We start from the raw sequence: 10,399 nt of genomic DNA on the forward strand, positions 1-10,399 counted from the left end.
AAGATTGTACTTTTCAGAGGCAATTATCGCCTTTTTTTTCATATACATGTACGGAGGGGGCGGAAGACATGCTTGAATGGGTAATTACGTTGGGTTTCGTTGGTGGTCTAGGCTTAGGTGCAGGGTTGTTTGTTCATTTTGTGAATAGTGGTTTGAATTTAGAGGATTCAACAAAGGTCGATCCATTGCCTGATATAGAGGAATAAAGTCTAAAAAGACGCTCAGCCGATTTGGTGAGCGTCTTTTCCATATATTTATTTAAATACTGCTTCTTTAAATTGTGCCAGCTTCTCCAATGAAGATTGCTGAACATCTTTGTGCAGGCTATTTCCATGTGAATCCATGGTAACAACGGCTGTGAATCCTTCGACATTCAGATGCCACATCGCTTCTGGAATGCCAAATTCGGTGAAGTTCACACCTTCGACGGATTTGATGCAATCTGCATAATATTGGGCAGCGCCGCCGATTGCGTTGAGATAAACACCTCCGTGTTCACTTAGTGCCTCTAGGGTTTTTGGTCCCATTCCACCTTTGCCGATAACGGCACGTATGCCGAATCGTTTCATGATATCGCCTTGGTAAGGTTCTTCGCGAATACTTGTTGTCGGTCCTGCAGCCTTCACATGCCATTTACCTTCCTCATCCTTCAGCATGACCGGTCCACAATGATAGATGATTTGACCATCAAGATCAATTGGGGCAGGGTTTTCAGATAAGTGCTTGTGGATGGCATCCCGGCCGGTATACATCCTGCCGTTAATATGAACTACATCCCCCACTTTCAATTCACGAATTTGTTCCTCCGTTATGGGTGCTTGTAAGGTGATTTCGCGTGGAGCTTCAACGTCTGATTCTACAGCTGCCGCCACTTCTTCCTTAGCCGCTTTTTCAGCTTCTAGAGCAAAGTCGATTTTTTCGCCTTCTTGATATAACCATTCATTGATTTCACCTGTTTTAGGGTTCACTTTCACTCCTAAACGGCGGAATGCCCAGCAATTGTAGGCAACGGAAACAAAAAAGCTTGCCGGAATGCGGTGCATGACACCGATTTTACAGCCTAGCAGCGTGGTTTCGCCGCCAAAGCCCATCGTTCCGATTCCCAACTCATTGGCTGTCTCCATGATGTACTCTTCAAGCTTGCGAAGATCTTCATTCGGATTCACATCTTCATTACTGCGGAAAAGTTGGGCTTTAGCCAAGTCATATCCGGATGAACGGTCCCCCCCGATACCTACACCGATGAAGCCGGCACTGCAGCCTTGTCCTTGTGCTTGGTAGACGGAGTGCAGGACACATTTGCGGATTCCGTCCAAGTCACGGCCTGCCTTTCCCAATCCTTCAAGCTCCATAGGAAGACTGTACTGGATATTTTTATTTTCACATCCGCCACCTTTTAAAATCAGGCGGACATCGATGTAGTCTTTTTCCCACTGATCGAATTTCATGACAGGAAGACCTTCCCCAAGGTTATCCCCGCTATTTTCACCCGATAGGGAGTCAACGGCGTTAGGACGAAGCTTTCCGCCTTTCGTCGCTAAAATGATGGCATTTCGAATCGCTTTTTTTATTTCAAGTTGGTTCACGCCAACTGGAGTTTTAATTTTGAAAGTCGGCAGACCTGTATCTTGGCAAATCGGAGATACATTGTCGTCAGCCATCGTAATATTATTGGTGATGGTATCCAAGCTCAAGGCTGAACGAGTACCAGCATTTTCACGTTGCTTAGCGTTTTTGACTGCCCGACGAACATCCTTTGGAAGATTCGTTGAAGTTTCAACGATAAGGCTGTACATACTTTCTTGGAATTTTTGAATATCCAAATTTCTCTTCCCCCTCTTATTTCCCCTATATTTAAAACTTTTCCCTGCTTCTCTGTTACAACACCCGTTTTATTATACATCTAACATATTCTTTCGAAAACAAGTAATTGTTTTTCTTAATGAAAAGCCATTTTGGCGGTAAATGAATCATGGAACGAAATAACAGAATGCAAAAATGCAGTACAAATCAATGTTTGTATCAACGAAAAAGGGATGGCATATGTTGCTGCCATCCCTCCATGAATAAAAATATCGAAAACATCATATTATCGAAACAGATATCATTCTTCCTCGCGGGTTTTGAATTGTTCGACTTTCCCTTCCAAATCATCTAACATGCCGATCAAGCGGTCTATATCTTCCAATTCCGTATTTTCCGGTTCGATATGGTCCAAAACCTCCATAAACATCGTGAGGCGTTCTTTTAAATAAGTTAATTGTTCGTTTTTACCTGTAATGGATTTTCCCATGAGGCACTCTCCTTCCATTCTCCATATCATCGTAACGAAATCTGCATGAAAGTGCAATGGCAAGCTAAAATGCAGCTCTTCGCCATTTGACAATTTTTGTCCGCATTGTTCATAATGAGTTAGTGCACTATTACGTAAGGAGTTTTAATACATGTCAATAATCAAGCAAGATCTTTTAACACCAATTACACCCAAGTATGATCCTTGGGAAGCATATATGGACGTTGAACAATATGGGAAGATCAATTTGACCAATGTGGAGTTCACCACCACAACCCTTTGCAATATGCGTTGCGAGCATTGCGCTGTCGGCTACACCCTGCAGCCAAAAGACCCGGATGCCCTTCCTTTGGAATTGCTGATTCAACGGCTTGATGAAATCCCTTTGCTTCGCTCACTCAGCATAACAGGCGGGGAACCGATGCTATCAAGGAAACAAGTCAGGAATTATGTATTGCCTCTATTGAAATATGCCCGAAGCAGGGGAGTGCGGACACAAATCAATTCCAACCTTACCCTTGATTTGGAACGGTACGAGGAAATCATTCCATATTTGGATGTGCTGCACATTTCCCATAACTGGGGAACGATTGATGAATTCATTGATATCGGCTTCGCCATGATGGATCGTAAACCATCACGGGAACAGCGTAAGAAATTATTTGATAAAATGATTGAAAACTCGCGTGCCCTCACAAAAGCTGGTGTACTGGTGTCGGCAGAAACGATGCTCAATAAACGGACTTTGCCGCATCTTGAGCATATCCATAGACAGATCGTTGATGAAATGGGCTGTCAAAGGCATGAAATACACCCGATGTATCCGAGTGATTTCGCATCGGCTCTTGAGACTTTATCCTTGGACAAAATGCGGGAAGCGATTCATCATTTGCTTGATATCCGTGATGAAAATGTCTGGATGCTCTTCGGTACATTGCCATTTTATCCTTGTAATGATAATAAAGAGGATATAGAACTGCTTCAGCGCCTTTATGGGACGCATAAAGTGACAGTCCGCAACGACCCTGATGGACGGTCACGCTTGAATATCAACATTTTTACGGGTGAAGTCATCGTGACCGACTTCGGCGATGCGCCGACCTTGGGTAATATTAAAGACCAGCCATTGACCGAATCATATGACACCTGGATGAATTCGAGACTGGCCAATGAATTGAACTGCCACTGCCCGGCAGTCAAATGCCTGGGTCCTAACGTTCTCGTCAAAAACGCCTATTATCCGAAGGAAGACTTCCGGACAAGAAGCTCAAACATATGAGAAAGAACTCGCCAATCAAGGCGAGTTCTTTTCATTTACCTAGGCTGCTGCGATACGGTGAAGCTGAAGGAAACATGGTCCTGAACCGGTATCCAGGCCCCGATGCCCTGTGAAGTGATGTTCTTGATCGTAATCGTTCTTTTATTGCCCTTCAAGTTCAAATATACTTCCCCATAAGTGACCTTGCCTTTTTCATTTACTGCCGAGGCATAGCTGGATAAGTAACCGATCCTGTTCGAAGCCACATTGTATACTTCATCCTTTTTCGTGCCAGCTCCGATGATCGTTTCGAAGGCCAATGGCAAATTCGTCTTTTCCGTAGCCTTCAAGAGCATCATCTTCTGGACATCCTCGGCCTTCGGGATTTTAGCGGTCAAACCTCCGCTTACTACCTTCTGGCTTTCCTGGACATAACGGATCCTGTATGGGACTTCCCCGCCCCGATTATCATAATAATTCATATTGATCTTTTGATATTCCCAGTTCGGGGCCGTTTCCGATGACTCATAATTCAATGCCCAATGACCAAGATAAATGGTCGCCCTGTAACCAAAAGCAAGCGGAGCCTTTGCAATTGCCGATTCATTCAACATATGGATAAGTTCTGGATTTTCAATCTTGATATCAGACGAATCGATCAATTGTTCGGCAAACTTACTCGGCTGCAGCATCGGAAGATCTTGCGTCGAGTTAGGGTATGTGTTTTCCTTGGCAATATTCAATACGGAAGGCGGGATATTCACCTTAGTCGGAGCTGCCTTATCTCCCGGTTTATCGGCCGCAAAGCTAACATTCGCCTGAATGAAAGCAATTAGCGCAATCATCGTACAAAGAATTATTCTTCTCATGCTGTCGCACTCCTTTTCAAGGGTTCAATCATTTTGTTTATAGATTTTGTTTTTAGGCAGCATATTATACATTTCAATCGAATGTCGATTTTGTAATGCATTTGTAAAGTTCAGAATATTTACTTTTCTTTCGGTATCTGTTATACTTCATTTACATTATAAAAAGGAGGCGAAATCGTTCATACCTATTACACATTCAGGGGGTATGCTTATCGAACAATCCATGACACCTTTTTAAAGGATAACAGAAAACGAAATCGCCAATACTTAAATCTGATGTAAAAGGATGGTGTAACACTCTAGAATATTTCTCAACTTTCACAAAGCATGATGAAAAATTTTGGAATAACTTATGAATGGTAATTTACTAATATAGAAATGACTCTGCTAAATCTAACCTGAGCAGAGTCATTTTTATTTATACAAAAACGACCTTCCGCGTTGGAAGGCCTTGTATTCCTATAATAAGTAAAAGCCAATGCCCATAATGAAATAGGCAGCCAATAGCGTTAGCCCCTCAAACCAGTTCGTTTCCCCATCATTCGATATCATGATCATCAAAAAGACGGCCGTAACCATCGAAATGAGCTCTGGCCATGTGAAAACAAGCGGCATATGCGTCGGATACATTAACGAAATCAGCACGAGTACAGGCGCTACGAACATCGCGACTTGAAGCGTGGAGCCGACCGCAATCTCCACAGCGACATCCATTTTATTTTTATACGCCATAATAACGGCGGATGCATGCTCAGCTGCGTTACCTACAATCGCAACGATAATGACACCGATGAATAACTCCGTCCATCCGAAGGTTTCCCCCACTTCGCTGAACGTATGGACAAGTTTCTCCGATACATAAGCAACAGCCAAAGTAGCAAGGGCAAGAACGATAATGGCCTTCTTCTTGCTCCACTCCGGCACTTCATCTTCATGCTCCTCTTTTTTCTCATTATGCTGATAGACCCCGCGGTGAGTAACCAATTTAAAGAATAATGCAGCAAGGTATAATAAAATCAAAATGATCGAGATTCCAACACTTAACGACATGGTGCTTGTTTCACTCATGTTTTGTGTGAATACTTCCGGGATCACGAAGGCCACAATAACAGCGAAAATCAACAACCCCGCATTATGTCTCGCATCGAAAACGTTGAATTTCTGCCGTTTGTATTTGGTACCACCGATAAAGAAGGATAATCCCGCCACCAACAACAGGTTTCCTAAAACCGAACCCGTCAAAGAAGCCAGTACGACCCCCACAAGTCCCGCTTTCAAAGAAAAGATGGAAATGATCAATTCGACTGCATTACCAAAGGTAGCATTCAAGAGCCCGCCTATCCTCGGCCCCATGACAATCGCTAAACTTTCTGTCGCCCTTCCCATGAATCCTGCAAGCGCGATGATCGTCAAGCAATATACGATGAACATGATTACACTTGGCCAATGCAGCAAAGAACCAATGACGGATAAAGGGACACCCAGTACGACAAGTCCCAAAAATATTTTATTCACGATACTTCTCCTCACAATCTTATATGTACTTTTTATATAACAAAAACAATCATACATAATCTTACGTCATTGCCAAAGGAAAATTTTATCACAGCACTCCTTCTTGTCAATATTTACCCAAAATTTAATTGCTTAACCCTGTCCTTAGGATGTAACATCAACAAGGTACACATTTCTTAGGAGACATGAATATATGAATCATAAACTGCTTATACGTGTTTTAATCTTGATTGTCGGCATATCGGGTTTTTCTCAAGGAATGCTCTTGCCGGTCATTGCCATCATCTTTGAAAGTGACGGAATCAGCTCTTCCTTAAACGGATTTCATGCTGCCTCGCTTTATATTGGGATTCTGTTAATTTCTCCATTTATGGAAGCGCCCCTCCGTAAATATGGATATAAACCATTGATAATATTTGGGGGAGCGACCGTCATCCTTTCTTTGGCCCTATTTCCTGTATGGGAATCATTCTGGTTTTGGTTCCTCCTGCGCTTCTTCATCGGCATCGGCGATCATACACTTCACTTTGCCACCCAGACCTGGATCACCGCTATTTCACCAAAAGCGAAGCGAGGAAGGAATCTTGCCATTTACGGCCTTTTCTTCAGCCTTGGCTTCATGGTTGGTCCGCTAATGACGAAGCTTCTCGAGTTCAATCAATCATTACCTTTCATCATCACATCCATAATCAGCCTGCTCACTTGGTTAACCGTTTTCTTGATTAGAAATGAGCTTCCTGAACAGGATGAATTAGAAAACGCGTCATTTCTTGGCACACTCAAAAGGTTTACGAAGGTGAGCCGCATCGCTTGGGTTGCTTTTTTATTGCCATTCACGTTTGGTGTGCTCGAAGCTTCATTGAATAGCAACTTTCCAGTATTCGCATTGCGATCGGGAATCGATTTAACCGCCGTGTCGATTATCATTCCGGCATTTTCAGGAGGTACGCTGCTTACACAGATTCCGATTGGTATGCTCAGTGATCGATATGGACGGCGAAAGACGCTGCTGTTCATCATTTTTTCAGGATTCACCATATTCACTATAGCAGGACTCTACTCCCATTCCGTGCTCGGCCTTTTCCTCTGCTTTATGCTTGGCGGAATGATGCTCGGTTCGACTTTCTCGCTAGGTATCAGTTATATGGCAGATTTATTGCCTCGTAATCTTTTACCTGCAGGAAATTTGTTATGCAGTATCTTTTATAGTCTTGGCAGCATCGGCGGTCCATTCTTTGGCGGCCTTATCATCGAGCATTCACAGGGTGGGGATTTTTTCTACATGATCAGTATCATGCTTTTCCTGGTCTTCCTTGCATTGGCTATTTTCAAGGAAAAGTTGCCTGCAAAAGACATGTAGTTTAGTTTATTATCTGAACTACTTCATTTATTATTCAACCGTCATACACCATTTAACAATCAAACTTTCAGATTGCAATCACTAACACTTTATATTTTTTCCTACATTAGAATCATTCTTCTTTATTTTCGAATAGGATATGTGGTATTATAATATTATCAAAATGAACAACGCGTCAAGAAACCCTTAAAAACATTGCTGTCATCACAATTCCGATGGCAGCTTTCATATTTTACGGAGAAAAATGACGTTGATTATCTTTCTCAATTAGACAGGATGCTAATGATAATCTATATCAATTACACATAAATAGAGAAGAAAAGTGGGAGGGAATTTTATGATTACAGAAACGAAACAATTAACCCAACCGGCGGCGGCATGCAAAACGACCTGGTTGGAAAAGGCAAAACCACATATGGAACTTATCGCTGCTTTATTCAGCGGTTTATTGATAGTAGTGGGCTGGGTCCTTTCAAAGAATGGCATGGAATCCACCTCCATCGCCATTTACTTGGCCTCTTTCCTGATTGGCGGCTATGCCAAAGCAAAAGAAGGCATCGAAGATACGATTGCCGACCGCGAACTGAATGTTGAAATGCTGATGATTCTAGCGGCCATCGGTTCGGCAATCATTGGCTATTGGACCGAAGGCGCGATATTGATATTCATATTTGCTTTAAGCGGTGCACTCGAAACGTACACGATGAATAAAAGCCATAAAGAAATATCAGCTCTTATGGATCTGCAGCCGGAAGAAGCACTGCGCATCACAAACGGATATGAAGAAACCGTATCCGTTTCCCAGCTTCATATCGGGGATTTGATCTTGGTTAAACCAGGGGAGCGAGTGCCATCGGACGGAAAAATCATTGATGGACGTACAAATATCGATGAAGCCGCCATCACTGGTGAATCAATCCCAGTCAGTAAATCATTGGATGATGAGGTATTTGCCGGAACGGTGAATCTTCGTGGCACGATTACCGTGGAAATTACCAAGCCAGCAAGTGAAACTTTATTTCAAAAAATCATTACTCTCGTGCAATCGGCTCAGAGCGAAAAGTCCCCTTCACAGCTGTTCATTGAACGGTTTGAAGGAACTTACGTAAAGGTCGTATTGACTGTGGTGGGCTTGATGATGTTCCTGCCCCACTTCTTATTGGCTTGGAGCTGGACGGAAACTTTCTACAGGGCGATGATCCTGCTTGTTGTCGCTTCACCTTGTGCCCTTGTGGCTTCCATTATGCCCGCTACCTTATCCGCCATTTCAAACGGTGCCCGTCATGGCATATTATTTAAAGGCGGTATCCATTTGGAGAATCTGGGTAACCTTCAGGCTATCGCTTTAGACAAAACCGGCACATTGACAAAAGGAAAGCCAGAAGTAACCGATGTCATCATCCGTGAAGGTTTGACTGAAGAGGATTTCTTGTTCCATGTTGCATCCGTCGAAAATTATTCGAACCACCCACTGGCAACATCGATCGTACGTTATGCGAAACCAAAATTGGCCACTGACATCATTAAACCAGAAAATATGGAAGATATTTCAGGTAACGGTGTTCAAGCTTATCTCAACGGTGTGCTTTGGAAAATCGGAAAAGCTGATTTCGTCGGCCGAACTGAAGCTGAAAATTTCAACGAAGGCATTGCACTGACATTGGCGGAACAAGGAAAGACGATCGTTTATGCAAAAGACGACAAAGGGATTGCAGGTATACTTACCTTGAAGGATGTCGTGCGTGCAGAAACCATCGCCGCCATCGAGGCTCTAAAAAATGAAGGCATCCATACAGTGATGCTGACAGGTGACGGGGAAAAGACTGCCAGGGCGATTGCTGCAGAGAGCCGAATTGATGGATATATCGCGGAATGCCTGCCTGAAACGAAAGTTCATGAAGTGAAAAGGCTGAAAGAGCAATTCGGCACTGTAGCCATGGTTGGGGATGGGATCAATGATGCACCTGCATTAGCAACCGCTTCTGTCGGAATTGCGATGGGTGAAGGGACGGATGTTGCCTTGGAGACAGCGGATGTCGTCCTGATGAAGAATGACCTGCCCCGCATTGCTGAAGCCGTCAAGCTATCAAAAAAAATGAATCGCATCATCAAACAAAACGTCATTTTTTCGATTTCAGTCATCATGATCCTGATCGCCTCCAACTTCCTTCAATTCCTAGACCTGCCCTATGGCGTCATCGGTCACGAAGGCAGCACGATTCTCGTTATCCTGAATAGCTTAAGGCTATTGAGAAACTAACTAAAAAAAGGAGCCCCAAGGCTCCTTTTTTCAGACTGTAGACAAACTCGATGAAAATCGAGTTTGTCTATTTTTATGGCCTGTACAATTTAGACGTTGATTTCCACTCCAGGCACTCGCTTTCCGCGGGCGGTCGGGGAGCCTCCTCGGCTTTGCCTGCGGGGTCTCCCCTAGACGCGCTTTTCCCGCAGGAGTCTCGTACCTTCCGTTCCAATCAACTTTGTCTTACCTTTTAGATAGAACACTTTTTACTGGAGTCATTTTTGTTTTAAAATTGAAGGATTAAAACTTGAGGTGATGAGGATGCTTTCTAAACATGATTCTATTCAGCGAGATCAACTTGAAATGATTACTTTAGATCAACTGGTGCCACCGAACCATTTGGTTCGTAAAATGGAGGCTGCCATTGACTTCACTTTCATTTATGACTTGGTGAAAGATATGTACTCAGAGGTAGGACGCCCAAGTATTGATTCAGTTATTTTAGTTAAACTGACTTTCATTCAATATACCTTCGGTATTCGTTCCATGCGTAAAACGATTGAAGAAGTTGAAACCAATATGGCTTACCGTTGGTTCTTAGGCTATGGTTTCCATGATAAAGTACCTCATTTCTCTACGTTCGGAAAAAATTATGAGCGACGCTTTAAAGATACAGACCTGTTTGAACAGATTTTCTGTCGCATTTTAATGACAGCTGCTAATAAAAAGTTAATAAGTGTAGAACACGTTTTCGTGGATTCCCCACATGTGAAAGCCAGTGCGAATAAACGGAAATTTGAAAAGAAAATCGTTCGTAAAGAAACACGAGCGTATCAAGGACGTCTTCAAGAAGAAATCAATC

At 43.1% G+C, this 10,399-nt stretch carries 9 protein-coding genes; 5 read left to right on the top strand and 4 right to left on the bottom strand.

Going from position 1 to position 10,399, the window contains the following annotated elements; genetic code table 11:
- Positions 1-68: 68 nt before the first annotated feature.
- Positions 69-206, top strand: a complete 138-nt coding sequence (locus AS888_RS26195) for a hypothetical protein (protein WP_185113129.1) — start codon at positions 69-71, stop codon at positions 204-206.
- A gap of 48 nt (positions 207-254) precedes the next feature.
- Here the strand turns inward: AS888_RS26195 and AS888_RS18510 are convergent, their stop codons facing one another.
- A complete protein-coding gene (locus AS888_RS18510) occupies positions 255-1,823 on the bottom strand; it encodes a fumarate hydratase (protein WP_061143623.1) in 1,569 nt (522 codons plus the stop codon).
- A 281-nt stretch (positions 1,824-2,104) separates the two neighbouring features.
- Positions 2,105-2,293, bottom strand: a complete 189-nt coding sequence (locus AS888_RS18515; protein ID WP_061143624.1) for an SE1561 family protein — start codon at positions 2,291-2,293, stop codon at positions 2,105-2,107.
- 151 nt (positions 2,294-2,444) lie between these two features.
- Here AS888_RS18515 and yfkAB point away from each other — a divergent pair, with 151 nt between their 5' ends.
- Positions 2,445-3,572 carry a radical SAM/CxCxxxxC motif protein YfkAB gene (gene yfkAB, locus AS888_RS18520; protein WP_061143625.1) on the top strand — a complete coding sequence of 376 codons (1,128 nt, stop codon included), beginning with the start codon at positions 2,445-2,447 and terminating at the stop codon, positions 3,570-3,572.
- Between the two features lie 35 nt (positions 3,573-3,607).
- Here yfkAB and AS888_RS18525 read toward each other — a convergent pair whose 3' ends face one another.
- Positions 3,608-4,420, bottom strand: coding sequence for a YfkD famly protein (locus AS888_RS18525; protein ID WP_061143626.1), 813 nt, complete (start codon positions 4,418-4,420; stop codon positions 3,608-3,610).
- 459 nt (positions 4,421-4,879) lie between these two features.
- Positions 4,880-5,938 (bottom strand): calcium/proton exchanger, encoded by a 1,059-nt coding sequence (gene cax, locus AS888_RS18530; RefSeq protein ID WP_061143636.1) that lies wholly within the window; start codon positions 5,936-5,938, stop codon positions 4,880-4,882.
- Between the two features lie 190 nt (positions 5,939-6,128).
- On the opposite strand from cax, the gene AS888_RS18535 reads away from it, so the two are divergent.
- The 3 genes from AS888_RS18535 to AS888_RS18545 form a co-directional block, all read left to right on the top strand.
- Entirely contained in the window at positions 6,129-7,295 is a 1,167-nt protein-coding gene (locus tag AS888_RS18535) for an MFS transporter (protein ID WP_061143627.1), read from the top strand.
- Positions 7,296-7,632: 337 nt separating this feature from the next.
- Positions 7,633-9,555, top strand: a complete 1,923-nt coding sequence (locus AS888_RS18540) for a heavy metal translocating P-type ATPase (protein ID WP_061143628.1) — start codon at positions 7,633-7,635, stop codon at positions 9,553-9,555.
- 303 nt (positions 9,556-9,858) lie between these two features.
- Positions 9,859-10,399, top strand: a 541-nt coding sequence (locus AS888_RS18545) for a transposase (protein ID WP_185113132.1), incomplete at its 3' end; no start/stop codon positions are given.

The organism is Peribacillus simplex (assembly GCF_001542915.1).
In the GTDB taxonomy this organism is placed as follows: domain Bacteria; phylum Bacillota; class Bacilli; order Bacillales; family DSM-1321; genus Peribacillus; species Peribacillus simplex_B.